Raw genomic sequence first — 18,397 nt, forward strand, 5'->3', positions numbered from 1 at the left:
ACGCAATGGTACATGAGCCCGACAACAAGGATCAACGATCCTTCTACGATGCTGCCTACGGCACAGCCGGCTTTGGCGCCCAACGGCTTTTTCCTAACGAAGAACTTTGCCGCTTTATGGGGCGGAACTTTTTTCCCGTCGCGCAGGAGACCCGCGGTACGGTGAAGATCCTTGAGACGGGATGCGGCAGCGGCGCAAATCTTTGGATGATTGCAAAGCAAGGCTTTGATGCCTACGGCATCGATTTGTCGGCCGAAGGAATTGCACTCTGTAAGGCCATGCTAGATCACTACGAGACAAAGGCGACCTTAAATGTGGGGGACATGACCCAAACAGGCTATGCCGCTGACTACTTTGACGCTGTCGTCGACGTGTTTTCATCGAACTGCCTAACCCGTAACGACGGGGCGCATTTTCTTGCTGAAGTAGCCCGAATTCTCAAGCCTGGCGGCAAGTTCTTCTCGTACTTTCCATCCAAGTCATCTGACACATGGACGAAACCCAATCACCCTGATCCCGATTTCAAGCAGAGGTTGGACGAAGACACTTTGAACGGTCTGCACCGCATAGATGGTCCTTTTCAGGGCAATAACTACGCGTTTCGGTTCCTTGACCCAGACGGTTACGACGCGATGCTAGAAGCGGCCGGGCTGAAAACCACTCATTGTGAACTCAGTGGACGGACATATCGAGGCCGAGAAGAGTATTTTGAGTTTCTGGTAATCGAGGCAAGCAAGCCTTGAGTTCAGCTTCCAGCCCGAGACCAGCGCCGGACGGGCCGTTCCATCTCGTTACCACTTCGGTCGAGGCAAGCTGGGACAGCAAAGGTTTAGCAGTGCTACTGTTGGGTGATTGGTGCCTCCAACCGGAACGCTATAACAGTCCCGTTGAACAGCACCTTGAGATAGCGACACCATTTAGCGCAACAAGACGCAACGAGGACGCCGACCACGCGCGTGCCCGCGAGCTAGAGCGGCTATTGCTTCCGGGGCTTGCGGATTTACTGAATAGCGCTCACGGCACCTTCCATGGCCAAAGATTCTGGTCCGTAATCGTCGCGAACTGGCTAAGGCGAACAACCATAATCCTGTTCAATCGGATTGAAACACTCAGACAGGCCACTCGAAATTATAGGATCGTCTCCGAAAGCGCGTACGACCCGGCGCAATATCAACTGGCCTGTCGTTCAAGTGCATCTTTCGTACAAGCAGCAAATGACCCGCTTTGGAATCACTGCCTTTTCGCGCGCCTGATAGAGTCGCTCAATCTTGAAACTGGCACCCGCGTCGATCTGGGTCCACCGCCAGCAGCCTCGTACGACCTCGATAAATGTAGAACAAGTGTGACACCACACTTTCTGCGACGCGTCCTGGAAGCAGTGACACGGCGCTGCGCTGCACGCGATAAAGTGTTCATACTTAACAGCTATCTACCCAAACAGACGGCTTCCCGACTACATCTTGCGTTGGGTCAGCTTCCTCAACTCTGGTCCATGGAACGCCCTGCAGGACGAAGAAATGTTGATATGCGCCGCAGAGAGATGCTGGGCAGCCAACATGCTGAGATTCTAGACGATTCCGACGCCAAGATCATGGCACGCCTGCTTTGGCAGATGATTCCAACCTCCTACTTGGAGGACTTCACAGAGCTTCAGAGCGCAGCTGACGAAATGGGTTGGCCCCGAGATCCGGACGTTATTTTCACGAGCAACAACTATGACTACGATGATGTCTTCAAGATTTGGGCCGCCTCGCATCTCGCGCGTGGAGCGCAATATCTCGTCGGTCAACACGGTGGAAACTACGGGACGCACCGTCACTACAACCCCTTCATGGAAGAAGCCACCAGCGACACTTTCCTGACTTGGGGATGGGACGGCGATGGAATGGATGGGTACTTTCCAGGTTTTGTCTTGAAACGCCCGGCACCTAATACACTGCGCCACAACCCTGCAGGGGGCATCGTTCTATTCCAGCTTTTGAGCGCTTATCAAATCTACTTGCATGACGTGATCGCGACATTCCCGGAATACTTCGCAGATCAATGTGCACTGGTTGATGGACTTGCACCGGAACTCAGGCGCGATTTGACAGTACGCATGACGAACGGTGTCCGAACAAGCCTGAGGCGTGAACATAAACTTTGGGCAGATGCTTATCCCGACTTAAAACTCGAGATCGGTGGACGACCTGCTGATGTGGCAATTGCCGAAAGCCGTCTTGTAATATTTGCATATGACTCGACCGGAATTTTAGAAACCCTCAGCCAGAACATTCCGACACTCGCATTTTGGCAGAATGGCATTGATCATATCCGGGACGAAGCCCGCTCGTCCTATCAACTGTTGATTGACGCCAAAGTAATCCACCTTTCAGGAGCTGCGCTAGCCGCCCATCTGAACGAAGTCGGACACGACGTCGAGAGCTGGTGGGCTAGCGAAAATGTACAGAACGCAATCACAGTGTTCCGCGAGCGCTATGCACGGACAACAAACGACCCCGTCGGCACGTTGGCTCCGCTAATTCAACGCATGCAAGCCGACGCTAAGCGCACTAAGAAGAGTAGGGCCGGTACATGATTAACTGGGCTACACCGCATCTGTCCCGTACGGACAACTCTGATCTTTGGAGTGAAACATACAGCAAACTCGCCTTCCGGCCATATGCGCTTGAAACCGAAGTCATGGAGTACTTCCGTGTGGCGATGGTATCTGAAACCTATTCCTGCACCGACCACTCTATAATTCTTCTGTCAGAAGGAAAGCCGTGCGGCCTTTGGTCTATCCAGGCTCTTGAGGGCAGCGATAAAGTTCAACTTATCAGCAATGGTGTCGCCGTCGCTCACCCAGAATTTCTGCCTGCAACTCCGCAGCGCGCACGAAAATCAATTATCCGTGCCCTGATCGCCGGGCTGCAAGAGCTAGTCGACAAGGGCGCAACCGTCAAATGCAGCAGTCGCATGCTCCCTTGGCAGGCAGACTCCGGGCTAGGGCCGTGGCACGAAGCATTGGCGAACATTACTGGCCGCCCGCTCCCCCGCCATCACATGTTTGTTGAGTTGTCCCAACCTTTCAATACGTTACGCAGCAGCTTTCGCAAGAGCTACAAACCACTGATAAACCGTGGTTTGCGCACTTGGGCACCGTTTCTCATGACATCCCAAACAGCCGATCGCGCTGTCTGGGACAGCTTTCAGGCATTCCACGTGGAGACAGCAGGTCGACAGACCCGATCGCAAACCACATGGGATATGCAATTTGACTTCATCAAATCCGACAAGGCATTTTTGGTCGGTCTTCGCAATCCAGCGAACAATGCGTTGGTTGGCGCTGGCCTCTTCACTCATTCACCCGACGAGGCGGCCTACTCCTCGGGTGTCTACAACCGAGACCTATTTGACAAACCGCTTGGTCATGTCGTGCAGACAATTGCGATACAAGAAATGCAACGTCGCGGGTTGAAATGGTATGCTATAGGGGACCGCCTCTTTGACTTCGACAAAGACTGGGCAAGCGCAAAAGAGGTTTCAATCTCTGACTTCAAGGCAGGCTTTGCGAGCCGGCTCACACCTGGATTTGAATTTAGACTAACGTGATGGACACGAAACCTATCCCGTCTCTTCTCATACGCACTGATGCCAGCGAGGAAATTGGCGCCGGGCATCTCTCCCGCTGCCTCGCACTCGCTACGGAGCTTCGAACACATTTCGCAGATATTAGATTCCTCGGCCACATTCCGGCGATGAAACTTGCGGATCTAGTCAAAAAAAGTGGCTTTGGCTTAAGGACTTTGACAAGTCCGCTCGCATCCGTGATCGACGATGCAGACGCCGTCATCGCCTATTGTGCAGAAAGTGACTTTCAGCCGGATGTTGTTTTGACCGACCACTATGACATCACAGCCGAATGGCATGATGCAATTGTCGAAGGCCTCGGTGCGAAGATCGCAGTCATCGACGATCTCGCAGATAGGCAGCAAAGGTGTGACCTGCTGATAGATCAGAATTTCTATTTGGAGCAAGATCGCTATGCAGGACTTGTTCCGCCGGAGGCCGTTCTCCTACTCGGACCTCGATATGCGATGCTGCGACCCGAATTCTCGCAACCAAGCGCCGCATATGAAGGTCTCACAAAAGATATAGACGTTCTCGTATCATTCGGAGGAGCCGATCAAAAGCAGCACACCATTCGAACGATCAAAGCTCTCAGCCAGCTGGTCCCATCCCCTGCTGCGTGTATAGTCGTTGGAGCCATGACACCCGGACAGGATAGGATCATGGAACTCTGCAATAGCGCGGGGTTCGAATTGCATATCCAAACCAGCGAGATGGCACGCCTGATGCATCGATCCCGGGCCGCGTTCGTCGCCTGCAGCTCAACCGTATGGGAACTTGCTATGATGGGGGTGCCGACGATCATAACCGAGAGCGAGCCATTTCAAGCCACGCTCGCCAACGATCTCGAGCAAGCTAAACTTATCCTGAGGCTGAGTCCGATAGACGACTTGAACGATTCTCAGCTCTCCGAAGTGCTCGGCGAGGCCTTGGCGCAGACCTCGACGCTTGAAGAGAATGCTAGTCGGATAAGACAGTTGATGACAGGATCGGACGTCTACGGCGCCCGCGCAGTAGCCACCCAAATCGCAGGACTGTGTGCCCGGCATGGGCACGCTTGAGGTAAGGATACCGCGATGGTAGCGTCAACCAGCAACTGACAGAGGCCTAATCTTGACGTCCGATATGAATGCAGAGGGTTCCAGATTTTCGGATCTGGTTGAGCGCACTGAGCTCGGCTATTTCCGCATCAAAGACTTGCCAAGCACCGAGGAATTACAGTCCTACTATAGCGCGCAATACTATCAAGAAGGCCGCGGAAGCTACGAAACTTGCTACACACCCGCCGAACTTCAAAACACGCGAGAAAAAGTGCGTCTGCGCTGGGAGCTGATCGCAAATCGCTTGCCCACAACCGGACGGTTGCTGGATGTCGGATGCGGGGAAGGCTTTGTTCTCGCGCACGGTCTTGCGCAGAACTGGAAGGTTCGCGGGTTGGATTTCAGCTCAGCGGGTGTTGTCGCCCAAAATCGGGAATGCGAGCCATTTCTACGCACAGGCGATGTTTTCGATCTACTGGAAGATGAGACGGCTTCAGACGTTCGTTATGACATCGTATGGCTTCAGAACGTACTGGAGCATGTGATTGACCCCGAGGGCCTTTTGCGAACATTGCGAAATTTGATTTCGCCCGGCGGCATGTTGGTCGTCACAGTTCCAAATGATTTTTCACGACTCCAGATGCAGGCCCTAGACACGGGAAAACTATCCAAAGCATTCTGGATTTCTCCGCCGGACCATCTGAGCTACTTCACAGCTCCCACACTACGCGCAATTGGGTCTGCAACAGGATGGGAATGTGACGAGCTTATTGGCGATTTCCCGGTTGATTGGTACCTTTTCAACGAAAATTCAAACTATATAGAAGAGCCATCGAAGGGTAAGGCGGCGCATTTTTCCCGGATTGAGCTGGAAAATTTGATCCTTGAGAACACGCTCGAAGATAAGCGTGCATTTTTTACTGGGCTGGCTCGTGTTGGTATGGGTCGCGACCTCACAGCCTTTTTCTCCCCAACAAAAAGTTGATGGGCTGTGACCCGTCTCGCAATACTGGGCGATATTCATGGGAATGCAGACGCGCTCTCAGCAGTTCTAGACGCTGCAAAACGTGAAGGTGTTACGCGGATCCTAAATACGGGCGACCTGCTGGGCTATTATCATGCCCCGCGCGCAGTACTTGCACAGCTGTCTGGTTGGCAACACGACGCCGTTCGTGGAAACCATGAGGACATGCTCGCAAAGACCGTTGGGGACCCGTCGGAGACGGCTAAGGTGATTAGGGACTATGGGCACGGTTTGTCGTACGCCTTGGAAACTGTGAAAGCGGAGGTGCTCGACGCGTTGCTTCGACTTCCCGTATCACGCTTACTGACCGTGGATGGCATGCGCATCCGTCTTGCGCACGGCGCTCCCTGGGACACAGATGCGTACGTCTATCCAGATGCATCTGAGGAAATACTCAATCGGCTTTGCGATGATGTTGAACGCCCAGACCTGATCGTCCTCGGTCATACACATTATCAGGCGCTCTGGAGTGCGTCAGTCGCAGGAATACGTATCGTAAATCCCGGATCTGTCGGCCAACCACGAGATCGCCAGCCCGGCGCCGCTTGGGCCTTACTCGACACCACGACAGGCTACATTGACCTCCGGCGCGAGCCCTATGATATGATGGATGTGATCGAGACTGCGCGTCGAATTGACCCGCACCTCCCCTACCTCTGGACGGTACTTACCCGGCAATGAACTGCATCGTTATAACAGCCATCGGTGGCGACATCGCACAAGGCGTCGCACGAACCCTCAGACGAGCCTATCCGTCCTGTAAACTCGTTGGTACAGACATGGGCACCCGCCACGCCGGGCATCTTTTTGTCGATGAGGTTATCACTGCGCCCGAGGCTAGTGAATCATCTTACCGAGCATGGCTTGATGATCTGCTACGTGAGAAGCAGGCCGACTTCTGCATTCCGATGTCAGAAGCCGAACTTGTAGCCTTGCTGAAAGATGGGCTCGAAATGCCAAGTGGCGTGCCACTGGTGACGGCAGGACAAGACGCTCTCCGAATAGGCCAAGATAAGTTGGCGACTGTTCATTTTCTTGAAGATATCGGCGTTCCGTCTCCGTGGTGCCTCACAGATCCATCGGAACTGACGGCAGCACACCTGCCTTGTATCTATAAGCCGCGCAGCGGGTCGGGTTCCAAGGCATTGTTCATATGCTCGGATGTCGAAGAAGTCGCCTTCCATTCGACCCGCCACCCCGGCGGGATCTTTCAGGAACTGCTATTGCCGGACGATCAGGAATACACCTGCGCGGTATTTCGCGACCGGCTAGGACAGATCGCTGTGCTTCAGCTTCACCGAGAGTTAGCAGACGGAGCAACTGCATGGGCCGAGGTCGTGGACATTCCCCAGATAAACGAGGTTTGCACCAAAGTTTCTATGGCCCTTAACCTACGGGGAGCGCTCAATATCCAGTTGAGGCTGACAGAAGCTGGCCCCCGCATTTTTGAGATTAACGCACGCTTTTCTTCCACGGCTGAAATGCGCGCACTGATGGGTTTTAAGGATGTCATTTGGACCCTGGAAGATCTGCAAGGAAAGATTCCGGACATAGAGTTCCCGCCGATCGGCAGCACTGGCCTGCGGACAAGCGGCGTAGTCGTCCAGGCAGAACCATTTTGCAATGACGGGTCCACTTGATGAGCAACAATTCGTTATTGGTCGTCGTCGCCCATGGTGATGATGAGGTTCTAGGCGCAGGTGGCGTAATGGCCAAACGTGCAGCCGCTGGTGATCGCGTGTCTGTTGTAATCCTTGCAGACGGTGTCGGCTCCCGCAACACGTCGACCTTCGAAGCCGAACGCGCGCGCAGACGGGACGCCGCCCGCGCTGCTTGTGAAATCCTTGGCGCACAGCCTCCACTATTTCACGAATTTCCAGACAATCGCATGGACACGGTGGCCTTGCTTGATATCGCCCAGGTCATTGAGCAACACATTGCTGATATGACGCCGAGCTGGATAATCACTCATCATGATAGCGACGTGAATATCGATCACAAAAGGACACACCTCGCCTGCCAAGCCGCGTGCAGACCTCAAAGCGGCCATCCGGTAAGGCGTCTGATGTACTGCGAAGTTGCCTCAAGCACCGAATGGCGTACTCAAGGGGCAGAAACTCTATTTCAGCCCAACTGGTTCGAGGATATTTCACAGTTCATGCGACAAAAGCAGGCTGCCTTGGCAGCCTATGCGGAGGAGATGCGCGAATGGCCGCACCCCCGCTCCTATCAAGGGGTTGAGGCGCTGAATACGTGGCGAGGAGCGATGGTAGGTGTAGACCGAGCCGAAGCATTTCAGTTGGGCCGCCAAATTGGATAGAGCTCAAATTAGAAGGTGAGAGGGACATTGGATCTAACAATCAACGGAGCACCCATCGGGCCAGGTCACGACCCGTTCATTATTCTTGAAGTCGGCATCAATCATAATGGCGAAATGGACCGTGCGCGCGAAATGATCCGTAGCGCGCGCGATGCAGGTGCCGATGCGGTCAAGTTCCAAACCTTCCAAGCCGCGCGGTTCATTAAGGATGATACCGCGATGTTCACCTACGTATCCCAAGGTAAGGAGGTAACAGAAAGCCAAATGGCACTGTTTAGTCGCCACGAGTTCACGCCCGCGCAGTGGGCAGAGCTCAAGACGACATGTGATGACGAAGGCATCGTATTTATGTCAACACCGCAGGATCGAGACGATCTTGCGATATTGCTTGACGTCGGTGTCCCAGCCCTAAAGATCGGTTCGGACGACTTCACCAACACGCCACTGGTACATCACTATGCACAGACCGGTCTGCCGCTAATTCTATCATGTGGTATGGCAAATTTAGCCGAAGTCTACGAAAGTCTTACGGCATCTGGCGCATTGGACGGCGGAGAAGTCGCGTTGCTTTTGTGTACTTCACAGTATCCCACGCCACCCGAGGATGTGAACCTAGCGAAGCTCAAGACCTTGCAGGGCGCCTTTCCGGGACTCGTCGTCGGCCTCTCAGACCATACACGTGGATCCGTTGCAGCTGCTGCTGCGGTTGCTTTGGGTGCCAGCATCTTCGAAAAGCACTTCACACTGGACCGGAACCTTCCCGGACCAGATCATTGGTTCTCAGAAGACCCCGCTGACGCTCGTAGATGGGTTGAGACGATCCGAACCGCACATCGCATGCTAGGCTCGTCACGCGTTGCACCGACTTCGGCTGAGCGGGATATGAAGCCGTTGGCGCGCCGATCCATCACCGCTATGGTGGACATCGCAGAAGGCGAGGCATTCACACCCTCGAATGTCGATCTTCAACGACCCGGCACAGGCCTGCCTGCTCGCAATCTGGCAGACTTTCACGGACAGGCCGCCCGCCGCGCGATCAAGGCGAACGAGCAACTGAGCTTTTCGGACATCGCGTGATGCGCATCAGCATCCATCAACCCGCCTACCTGCCGTGGCTGGGATATCTTGAGAAGATAGCTCAATCCGACGTGTTCGTCTTTCTGGATACTGTCCAGTTCGAGAAAAACAGTTTTACCAATCGCAACCAGATCAACAGCACGTCTGGCCCAATCTGGCTGACTGTACCCGTCGTCAGCAAGGGTCACATCGGTAAGCCACTATCGCAATTGCAGATTGCTGATGGGCAGCCGTGGGCGCGTAAGCACATTGCCAGCCTCCAAGCGAGCTATCGCAAAGCCCCATCTTATTCGCGCTTTTCAGAACAGATTGAAGCAACAATCCGCACTGATACAGACCTTCTCGCCGACCTGTGCTTTGAACAATTATGCGTTCTTGCCGAGCTTTTTGAGCTCGAGACAAAAATTGTGAAGGCGAGCACGCTCAATCTCAGAAGTCGCAAATCCGATCTAATCCTTGAGATTTGTACAGAGCTTGGTGCAACCCACTACCTTTCAGGGACGCATGGCCGGGACTATCTTGAACTCGAAGCCTTCGACAAGAACGGAATCGACGTCGCGTTTCAGAGCTTTTCGACACCACAATACTCACAAATACACGGTGATTTTATACCGAACCTCGCCTGCGTGGATTATCTGTTCAATCTGTCGGTCGATCAGTCGCCAGCAGCACTTTTTGCATAGTGCGGCACCCAAACCACGTAATAGAGAAAAGTATCCGAACATAAATCCGTGTCCTTCGGTCAGAGGAAACCATGAAAACCGTTGCTATTATTCAGGCCCGCATGGGTTCGACCAGGCTGCCCGGCAAGGTGATGAAGTTGCTCGGAAACACTCCGGCGATTGGTGTCCTCTACGAACGGCTGAAGACATGTAAAAATATTGACGGCATCGTCCTCGCAACCTCCGCTTTGCCGCGTGAGGAGCCGCTAGTAGCCTACTCACAAAAGCAAGGCATCTCGATCTATCGTGGCGATGAAATTGATGTTCTTGGTCGCTACCATAACGCTGCTCGCCTAGCAGAAGCAGATGTAATTCTGCGCATTACCGGGGACTGTCCGCTAGTTGATCCCGCGCTGACAGATGAGATGATCGAAGCGTTCATGTCGGCAAATGTCGACTACTATTCCAATACTCAACCCCCAGTTTTTCCAGACGGACTCGACGTCGAAATTTTCTCGATGGCTGCTCTCGGACGAGCTTTTGTAGAAACAGATCTATCTCATCATCGCGAGCATGTTACGCCTTATTTGCGAGAGGATCCTGGGTTCCGCCGAGCCACTCATCCTTGCAACACTGACAATTCCGACCTGCGCATCACGCTAGACGAAGCAGCGGATCTCCGAGCCCTTGATCAGATCGTCAAAGCATTCCATCCACGCCTCGACATGGGCTGGCGTGAGATTGTGAGCTATCTCAGAAAGAACAGTCTCGAGAATCAGGTCATCGAGCGTAACGAGGGAAGCAACATGGGTAGTGGTCAAAAACTTTGGCAACGTGCACGGCAGATCATTCCGGGCGGAAACATGCTTCTATCCAAACGCGGGGAAATGACACTACCCGAGCTCTGGCCAAGTTACTTTTCAAAAACCGACGGCGCTACTGTCTGGGACATGGACGGCGTCGAATATCTGGATATGGGTGTGATGGGCGTTGGGACAAACACGCTGGGCTACAGCCATCCGGAGGTTGATGCTGTGGTCATGGATGTTGTGCGATCGGGCAACATGAGCACATTGAATGCGCCCGAAGAAGTATATCTCGCCGAACGTCTGATCGACATGCATCCATTTGCAGAAATGGCACGCTTCGCCCGCTCCGGAGGGGAGGCAAATGCCATTGCCGTGCGCATCGGCCGCGCGGCGGCAGGCCGCGATGGCGTGGCCATTTGCGGCTATCACGGATGGCATGATTGGTATCTGTCGACCAACCTAACACGTAGCGACAGCCTTGGTGATCACCTGCTGTCCGGCCTCTCGACCGATGGTGTTCCCAAGGGCCTGACCGGCCTGACGCACCCATTCCTGTACAACCAAATCGAGCAACTTGAAGAGATCGTCCGCACACAAGAAATCGGTGTAATTAAGATGGAAGTTGCGCGCAATTTCGAACCGCAGAACGACTTTCTGCAGAAGGTACGGTCCCTTGCAACCCGTCATGGCATCGTTCTGATCTTTGATGAATGCACTTCCGGCTTTCGCCAGAGTTTTGGCGGGCTGCACAAAGTCTACGGGGTAGAGCCTGACATCGCTGTGTTCGGGAAGACTCTCGGCAACGGCTATGCTGTTTCCGCTGTCATCGGGCGGTCCGAGGTGATGCAGGCTGCACAAAATACGTTTATATCCAGCACTTTCTGGACGGAGCGTATCGGCTCGGCAGCTGGGTTGAGAACTCTAGATGTGATGGAGCGGGAAAAATCGTGGGAGTATATCACAGCGCGCGGCGGTGAGATCTCGAGGCTTTGGGCTGATTTGGCGGAGCGCAATGGACTAAAAATCGAAACTTCTGGGCTACCTGCGCTGTCGAGCTTCGATTTCATCAATGATCAAGCACGCGCCTGCAAAACATATCTCGCGCAAGCAATGCTTGAGGATGGTATCCTCGGCAGCTCAAGCTTCTTCGCCTCGATGGCCCACACAGACGCGCACGTCGAACGTTACGGACAAAGCATTGACCGCATTTTTCAGACAATTTCACAAGATCTTGCTGAGGGCCGCCCGGTTGAAAACCGACTACGTGGCCCGCTTTGCCACACTGGCTTCAAGCGATTGAACTAAGATATATTGACTATTCGTTGACGTGATCACCGCTGCCACGGCCCCGGGCAGTGGCGATCGCGATGCGGACGTCAAGCAGGATGGCGCGTAGCGCTACGTAGTCGGCATCGCGACGGGCGAGCCGAATTGGTTCGCTCATGTCGATCCCTTCAACCTGTGCCAGACCACTTATACCTGGCAAAATGTCGAGCACGCCGCGAGCACGCCGTTCCGACACCAGTTCAGTCTGCACGGGAAGGCAGGGGCGCGGGCCAATCAGGCTCAACTCGCCGCGCAGGATATTAATGATTTGCGGAAGCTCATCGAGCTTTGTGCGTCTAAGAAAATGACCAACGCCAGTTACTGAAGCAGCACTCACCTCATGGGTACCAGCCTGCTTGGTGCCAATGGTCATGGTCCTGAACTTATACAGAGGGAAATTTCGACCGCCTTTCCCAACTCGTTGCTGCACGAAGAGCCCCGGTCCGGGTGACGATATTGCTACGATTGCCCAGACGATCAGCAGCATCCACCATAGCGCGATCAGTACACCCAGCGCGAAGCCCCAATCCATCATCAGGCGCATAGTCTTATATGCCGGATTTTGCACCTGACCATCCGTCAGGATACCGCCCTCTCCACCACTTAGAATATGTGTTGCCAAGCGATCCACATGCACCGCTGGTTTTAAAGCAGAAAGCACGGTCAGCGCACTCGGCCTCAGCCACCTAGGCAAGCGTTCCAGCTTAGCGAGTTTTCCAGAAAAGTGATCGCCGTAAACGATTGGGAGAAACACCGTACGTACCTCGATGCCATCCACCGCATTCAAGATGGCCTGCGCTTTGCGTTTGCTAACTGAATAGGGGTCAACACGCTTTTCATCGAGCGCCTGTATTGTTGAAACCTGCAAGAACCGCGTGACCTGAGCAGCCTTCGCTGACGCTAAAGTGTCGGCCAGCAACGCCACGTTAATAGCGTCGAATGCGGCCTCATCACCCGGTTGATCGTTGTTAAGCACCGCGAGGTGAACCAAGAGATCGCCCTCGAGGGTAGGTAACGAATTGTAATCATGCGTGGGAAGTTCGGGAAATAGCGCCTTCAAGCGTTCAGGATCACGACCGACGAGGACAAGGGACGCACCGCCCGCCTGCAAGCGGGGTACGAGCTGTCGACCAATGAAGCCTGATGCGCCCGTGATGATGATTTTCATGGCCCATATCCCTCGCCGCTCGATTTCAAAGCCCTACCCGAGCCCGGCGGGTCTGTCCACGAGGCTAGGGTGCCGCAAGAGCCTCAAACAGCTCGCGGGTCGCTTGATCTGCTGGGAAGTAGAGTTCCACGCGCAGGGCATCCAGCGTCACGTCTTCGGGGGTGCCGAACTGGCTGAGTGTCGTGAACATGGCGAGACGTTGATCTCCCATGCGCAGCACGGTCGGGATGACGGGCTGCAAGGCTTCTCGTCTGGGCTTCCCCACGGCGGACAGATGCGCAGCCGCCATGTCAAGGCGTGGCACACCGCCTTGGGCCGCACTTTCCAGTCTCAACCGATGGGCCGCATGGTGGGCGACCTCTGCCCAGTTCTCGACCAAGGGCGGCAGATGATCTGACATCATCAGATCGAGCAGGCTGTCCCCCACCCCAACACCGAGTGGACCAAACAGCACAGCCGCGACCCTGTTCATCTGCTGCACCGACCACAGCCGGTCGATGGCGATGGCGGGGTAAGGCTCATGCACTGTCAACATATGCGTCACCGCGGCGCGGATCGGTACCATCTCAGCCTCCGCCCAATCCCGGGCGGCATACCGTGCAGCAAATCCGGCATGCAGCAGCATGGTGTTGCGCGCATCCAGCGGCAGCTGCAAGGCGTCCCCCAGCCGATCAATCATCTGCGGACTGGGCCGCGCCCTGCCCGTCTCCAGAAACGAGAGATGGCGCACCGACATCTCCACCTCTGTCGCGAGTTGCAACTGGCTGAAACGGCGTGCCTTGCGCCAGGATCGAAGTGTATCAGGAAATTGGGTCATACCCCGACTCTATGCCGCAAAGGTAATCGTGTCATTTACCTCTGAGGGAATTGGAACGGCCATATCCCCTCCCCCAGATTGCAGCCATCACTCAGATGGAGCACCCCATGACACAGTCCTTTCACAAATTCTGGCTCAAGATCACCGCAATCGTCATCGGCTCATTCGGCCCGGTCTTTTTCCTCGCGACGATGGAAGCCACGGCAGAGCCTGCCCGCCTCACAATGGATATTCTGAGCTGGCCCCTTGATGGCGCGACCACATGGGCATCGCCAGACACGCGCTTTCTGTCAGCCCTCACCGGAGGTTTCCTGCTGGGATGGGGTGTGACGATCTGGCTACTGCAGCAATGGGTCTATGACCTTGCTCCCGAAAAAGTCCGCCGCGCGGTTCTGTTCGGCCTGCTCAGCTGGTTCATACTCGACTCGACCGGATCTGCCCTGTCGGGCAATCCGTCGAATGTGCTGTTCAATATCGGCGTGTTGCTGCTGGGTGTCGGGCCGCTCTGGCGGCCCGCTGTGGAGGACATGAAAACGGCCTGACCGCCTCAATACCCGCTTTGACGGTCCACAAGATACTGCATCTGCTCCCCCCGTGCGGCCCGCGCGATATTCGCGGCAGCCGTGCGGGCGGCACTGGCCGGTCGGGTCTCGCTGGCGATATGGGGGGTCACAGTCACTTTCGGATGTGCCCAATAGGGATGAGCCGAGGGCAGCGGCTCGATCCGAAACGTATCGAGCGTGGCATGCCCCACCTGGCCAGTATCGAGCGCATCCAACAATGCCTCATCATCGATCAGCGGACCACGACCCGGATTGAGGATGACCGCCCCCTTCGCCAGACGAGCAAGGCTCTCCGCATTCAGCACATTCGTGGTGCCGGGCGTATCAGGCAGCAGCAGAACAACAATTTCAGCTCCGTCCAGCGCATCGCCAATCGGGCCACTCAGACACCGTGCGCCGATCACATCCCGGGGGGATCGGCTCCACCCTGTCACATCAAATTGCAAGGCGATCAGCGCTCTTGCACAGGCAGCACCCAGCGCGCCAAGGCCGAGAATCGTCACTTTTCGATCACGGGCCAACGGCGGTGGCACCTTCTTCCAATCCCCAGTCTGCCGGTGGATGTCGGCATCAATCTCCAGATGATGGCGCAGCACATGACCCACCACCCACTCGACCATCCCATCCGTCAGGCCGGGATCGACCATCCGCGCCAACGGCACTTGAAGCGTCTGATTGCCCACGATCTTTTCAACCCCGGCCCAAAGGCTCTGCACCCCTTTCAGCCGGGTAAAAGGGGTAAAGTCGCTCAACCCGCCATTGGGTGCATAAACGATATAGTCGACCTCCTCAGGTGGAAGATCGCGCCCGAAACGAACCTGCAACTCAAGCTCGGCAAAGGCTTCTGGCAGGCGCTGTTCATACTCCGCCCACAAGCCATCTCGTGCGGAAAACAGAACATTGATCATCGCTATACCCCTCGTGGCCTGTGCACATGCGCCGATTGGACGAGGCCGAACGCCCCCAGCAGCACCAACATCGCCGAGCCGCCATAGCTGACCAAAGGCAACGGCACGCCGACAACAGGCGCCATGCCCATCACCATGGCCATATTGACCGCAAAGAAGAAAAAGAAAGTCGCCGCAAGCCCCCCGGTCATCAGCGCACCAAACCTGTTACGGTTCGAGAAGGCCGACAGCAGGCAGAACATGACAATCGCTGTATAGAGACCAAGCAACGTAAGCCCCCCGATCAAACCGAATTGTTCGGCCAGTGAGGTAAAGATGAAGTCCGTGTGCTTTTCCGGCAGGAAGTTCAGCCGCGACTGCGTCCCCTCCATAAATCCACGCCCCGAAACACCGCCCGCGCCCAGCGCAATGGTCGCCTGCGTAATGTGATACCCACTGCCGAGCGGATCGGTGGAGGGGTCCAAAAAGGTCTCAATCCGGCGATACTGATAATCCTTGAGGATTTGCCAATCCGTCCCTTTCGAGGCCAGAACGGCCCAGATCGTCCCGACGCCCGCCGCGATGGACGGACCCCAATACCACCAGCTGACGCCGGCCAGAAACATCACGACACATCCACCCGCGACCAGCAGGATAGAGGTGCCAAGGTCGGGCTGCCGCAACACCAGCAATGTCGGCAAGGCGATCAGGATCAATGGAATCAGAACCCAGAACGGGCGAGAGACCTTCTCACGCGGCAACCACGCATAATAGGCGGCCAACACCATCACGAGCGCGATCTTCATCACTTCGGAGGGTTGCAGCCTGAGAGGTCCGATGTCGATCCAGCGCTGCGCACCCATGCCGACAACACCCACGAACTCAACCGCGACCAACAGGCCCATCGCGCCCAGATAGGCAAGCGGCGCCATCTTCTTCCAAAAGTCGATATGGATGACGGCGACGATGAACAGCACGGCAAGGCCAAGGCCGAACCGGGTCATTTGCGGACGCGCCCACCGGTCCAACTCTCCACCGGCGACGGAATAGAGCATCAGAAATCCGGTAGCGCAGACCGCACAGATCAAAAGAACCAGCGGCCAGTGGATGAAGAGCAATTTCGCCGGGCCTGTCGGCAACGGCTTGCGGTTCATCTGCTCGTAATAGGTCATGCCCGATCCCTTTGTACCGAGGCACTGTCGAGCCCCAGCCTGCGCCGCTCCCGAATTTCCTGATGCCGGGCGGACGGCCACGCATCCAGCGGAGGTTCAGGGCCGTAAAGCGCGCGGATCATTACATCCTGCGCGATGGGTGCGGCTGCACGCGAGCCACCGCCACCATGTTCAACAATCGTCGCAATCGCATAGCGTGGATTGTCAAAGGGTGCGTAGGCTACGAACAGCGCGTGGTCCCGGCGGTTCCACGGCAGGTCCTCATTGCGGAAGACGCCGGTACGACGCTCGGCCTCCGTGATCCGGCGCACCTGACTGGTGCCGGTCTTGCCTGCCATCACCATCTGCGGATCGGCGATGCGACTGCGATAGGCAGTGCCGCGCCGATCATTGCTGACCGCCCACATCCCCCCACGCACAGCGGCAAGCCCTGCCGCGGAAAACCCAAGATCCTCCGGCTCAGGCGCGGGCTGCGGCACACCGTTGACCGAACGCACCAAGCGCGGCGAAACCGCCTTTCCCGTCGCCAGCCGCGCGGTCATCACGCAAAGCTCTAATGGAGAGGCGAGCATGAAGCCCTGCCCGATCCCGGAATTGACCGTATCCCCGATCAGCCACGGCTCGCCGTGCACGCGCTGCTTCCACTCACGATCCGGCATGTTCCCCGCGCGGACTGCCGGCAGCGGAATGTCATGGCGGATCCCGATGCCCAGCCGGTTGGCCATTTCACTGATCCGGTCGATGCCGATCCGTTGGGCAATGTCGTAATAGTAGATGTCACAGCTGCTCTTCAGGCTGTCGCGCAGGTTCATGTGACCATGGCCGCCCCGCCGCCAGCAATGCGCGCGCCGGTTGCCGACCATGATCGACCCACCACAGAAAACCGTCTCGTTCGGGTTGACAAGGCCCAGCTCCATCGCTGCAAGTGCCACGACCATCTTGAAGGTCGATCCAGGCGGATAGACGCCCGATACCGCCTTGTTATAGAGCGGTCTGTATTCGTCCTCGTTCAGCGCCCGCCAATCCCCGGTAGAGATCCCGAAAACGAAGTTATTTGGATCAAAGGACGGCGCAGAGGCCATGGCGACCAGATCGCCGCTCTGCACATCCATGACGACCGTGGCCGCACTCTCCCCTTCCATGCGCCGCTGGGCATAGTCCTGAAGCCCGCTATCAACGGTCAGTTGCAGATCTTCGCCAGAGCGACCCTCAACCCGCTCAAGCTCCCGAATGATCCGGCCACTCGCATTGATCTCCACCCGGCTGATCCCGGCAGATCCGCGCAGATTGTCCTCCAACCGTCGCTCGATCCCGTTCTTGCCAATCTGAAAATCAGGAACCTCACGCAACAGCGGATCGGGGTTCTCCAGCTGGCTCAGATCGTAATCCGACACCGGCCCGACATATCCAACCAGATGCGCGAATGTTCCCGCCTCGGGATAGTGACGGCTCAGCCCGACTTCGGTCTCGACACCCGGCAACGCAGGGGAGTTTGCCGCGACCCTTGCAAAATCCTCCCAGCTCATATGCTCAGCAACCGTGACCTTCTGAAAGGCGCGCCGATCATAGAGCTCGCGCAGAATGCGTGCCCGCCGTTCTGGGCTCAGATCAATGATACGGCTCAACTGCATCAACGTGTCGGCCGGGTTGCCACGCTCCCGGCTCATCAAAACACGGTAATTCTGCTGGTTGACCGCAATCAGATGACCCTGTCGATCAAAGATCAGCCCGCGGCTTGGCGCAATCAGATGCTCATTGACGCGGTTTTCCTCAGCCAGCAGGCGATAGCGCTCGCCTTCCTCGACCTGAAGGTGACGCATACGCCAGCCCAACCCGGCGATCAGCGCCAGTTGCGCACCCATCAGCACCAGACCCCGGCGGGTCACATTGGCAGAGCTGTCTTCATCCTTCGCCACACCC

General features: G+C 56.1%; 17 protein-coding genes. 12 read left to right on the plus strand and 5 right to left on the minus strand.

Annotation, left to right across the window (positions count from 1 at the left end; all coding sequences use genetic code 11):
* Window positions 1-5: 5 nt before the first annotated feature.
* From POI8812_RS02340 to POI8812_RS02390, 11 genes are all read left to right on the plus strand, one after another.
* Complete coding sequence (locus POI8812_RS02340; RefSeq protein ID WP_108780910.1) at window positions 6-743, plus strand: class I SAM-dependent methyltransferase; 738 nt, start codon at window positions 6-8, stop codon at window positions 741-743.
* A complete protein-coding gene (locus POI8812_RS02345; protein ID WP_108780911.1) occupies window positions 740-2,578 on the plus strand; it encodes an LIC12162 family transferase in 1,839 nt (612 codons plus the stop codon). Before POI8812_RS02340 ends, POI8812_RS02345 begins: the two co-directional genes overlap by 4 nt.
* Complete coding sequence (locus tag POI8812_RS02350) at window positions 2,575-3,594, plus strand: FemAB family protein (RefSeq protein ID WP_108780912.1); 1,020 nt, start codon at window positions 2,575-2,577, stop codon at window positions 3,592-3,594. The genes POI8812_RS02345 and POI8812_RS02350 overlap by 4 nt, the downstream gene beginning before the upstream one ends.
* Window positions 3,594-4,673, plus strand: a complete 1,080-nt coding sequence (gene pseG, locus POI8812_RS02355; protein WP_108780913.1) for a UDP-2,4-diacetamido-2,4,6-trideoxy-beta-L-altropyranose hydrolase — start codon at window positions 3,594-3,596, stop codon at window positions 4,671-4,673. The genes POI8812_RS02350 and pseG overlap by 1 nt, the downstream gene beginning before the upstream one ends.
* A gap of 52 nt (window positions 4,674-4,725) precedes the next feature.
* On the plus strand, window positions 4,726-5,637 hold the full coding sequence (locus POI8812_RS02360) for a class I SAM-dependent methyltransferase (RefSeq protein ID WP_146186106.1): 912 nt from the start codon (window positions 4,726-4,728) through the stop codon (window positions 5,635-5,637).
* Between the two features lie 6 nt (window positions 5,638-5,643).
* Entirely contained in the window at window positions 5,644-6,357 is a 714-nt protein-coding gene (locus POI8812_RS02365) for a metallophosphoesterase family protein (RefSeq protein WP_108780915.1), read from the plus strand.
* The gene (locus tag POI8812_RS02370) at window positions 6,354-7,316 is read left to right on the plus strand and encodes an ATP-grasp domain-containing protein (protein ID WP_108780916.1); all 963 of its coding nucleotides are present in this window, start codon (window positions 6,354-6,356) and stop codon (window positions 7,314-7,316) included. Before POI8812_RS02365 ends, POI8812_RS02370 begins: the two co-directional genes overlap by 4 nt.
* Window positions 7,316-7,996, plus strand: coding sequence for a PIG-L deacetylase family protein (locus POI8812_RS02375; protein WP_108780917.1), 681 nt, complete (start codon window positions 7,316-7,318; stop codon window positions 7,994-7,996). The genes POI8812_RS02370 and POI8812_RS02375 overlap by 1 nt, the downstream gene beginning before the upstream one ends.
* Before the next feature lie 27 nt (window positions 7,997-8,023).
* Window positions 8,024-9,073 (plus strand): N-acetylneuraminate synthase family protein, encoded by a 1,050-nt coding sequence (locus tag POI8812_RS02380; RefSeq protein WP_108780918.1) that lies wholly within the window; start codon window positions 8,024-8,026, stop codon window positions 9,071-9,073.
* Window positions 9,073-9,756, plus strand: coding sequence for a WbqC family protein (locus POI8812_RS02385; protein WP_108780919.1), 684 nt, complete (start codon window positions 9,073-9,075; stop codon window positions 9,754-9,756). Before POI8812_RS02380 ends, POI8812_RS02385 begins: the two co-directional genes overlap by 1 nt.
* Window positions 9,757-9,827: 71 nt before the next feature.
* Window positions 9,828-11,849 (plus strand): aminotransferase class III-fold pyridoxal phosphate-dependent enzyme, encoded by a 2,022-nt coding sequence (locus tag POI8812_RS02390; protein ID WP_108780920.1) that lies wholly within the window; start codon window positions 9,828-9,830, stop codon window positions 11,847-11,849.
* Between the two features lie 10 nt (window positions 11,850-11,859).
* Here the strand turns inward: POI8812_RS02390 and POI8812_RS02395 are convergent, their stop codons facing one another.
* Entirely contained in the window at window positions 11,860-13,038 is a 1,179-nt protein-coding gene (locus tag POI8812_RS02395) for a sugar transferase (RefSeq protein WP_108780921.1), read from the minus strand.
* A gap of 64 nt (window positions 13,039-13,102) precedes the next feature.
* Complete coding sequence (locus tag POI8812_RS02400) at window positions 13,103-13,855, minus strand: helix-turn-helix domain-containing protein (protein WP_108780922.1); 753 nt, start codon at window positions 13,853-13,855, stop codon at window positions 13,103-13,105.
* A 107-nt stretch (window positions 13,856-13,962) separates the two neighbouring features.
* Here POI8812_RS02400 and POI8812_RS02405 point away from each other — a divergent pair, with 107 nt between their 5' ends.
* Window positions 13,963-14,397 carry a hypothetical protein gene (locus POI8812_RS02405; RefSeq protein WP_108780923.1) on the plus strand — a complete coding sequence of 145 codons (435 nt, stop codon included), beginning with the start codon at window positions 13,963-13,965 and terminating at the stop codon, window positions 14,395-14,397.
* Window positions 14,398-14,402: 5 nt separating this feature from the next.
* Here POI8812_RS02405 and POI8812_RS02410 read toward each other — a convergent pair whose 3' ends face one another.
* Genes POI8812_RS02410 through mrdA form a run of 3 tightly spaced genes read right to left on the minus strand, consistent with a single transcriptional unit; the run spans window position 14,403 to window position 18,393 of the window.
* Window positions 14,403-15,326 carry a 2-hydroxyacid dehydrogenase gene (locus POI8812_RS02410; RefSeq protein ID WP_108780924.1) on the minus strand — a complete coding sequence of 308 codons (924 nt, stop codon included), beginning with the start codon at window positions 15,324-15,326 and terminating at the stop codon, window positions 14,403-14,405.
* 2 nt (window positions 15,327-15,328) lie between these two features.
* Window positions 15,329-16,477 carry a rod shape-determining protein RodA gene (rodA, locus tag POI8812_RS02415; RefSeq protein ID WP_108780925.1) on the minus strand — a complete coding sequence of 383 codons (1,149 nt, stop codon included), beginning with the start codon at window positions 16,475-16,477 and terminating at the stop codon, window positions 15,329-15,331.
* On the minus strand, window positions 16,474-18,393 hold the full coding sequence (mrdA, locus tag POI8812_RS02420) for a penicillin-binding protein 2 (RefSeq protein ID WP_281258533.1): 1,920 nt from the start codon (window positions 18,391-18,393) through the stop codon (window positions 16,474-16,476). The genes rodA and mrdA overlap by 4 nt, the downstream gene beginning before the upstream one ends.
* Window positions 18,394-18,397: the final 4 nt, after the last annotated feature.

The organism is Pontivivens insulae, from assembly GCF_900302495.1.
GTDB classification, from domain to species: Bacteria; Pseudomonadota; Alphaproteobacteria; order Rhodobacterales; family Rhodobacteraceae; genus Pontivivens; species Pontivivens insulae.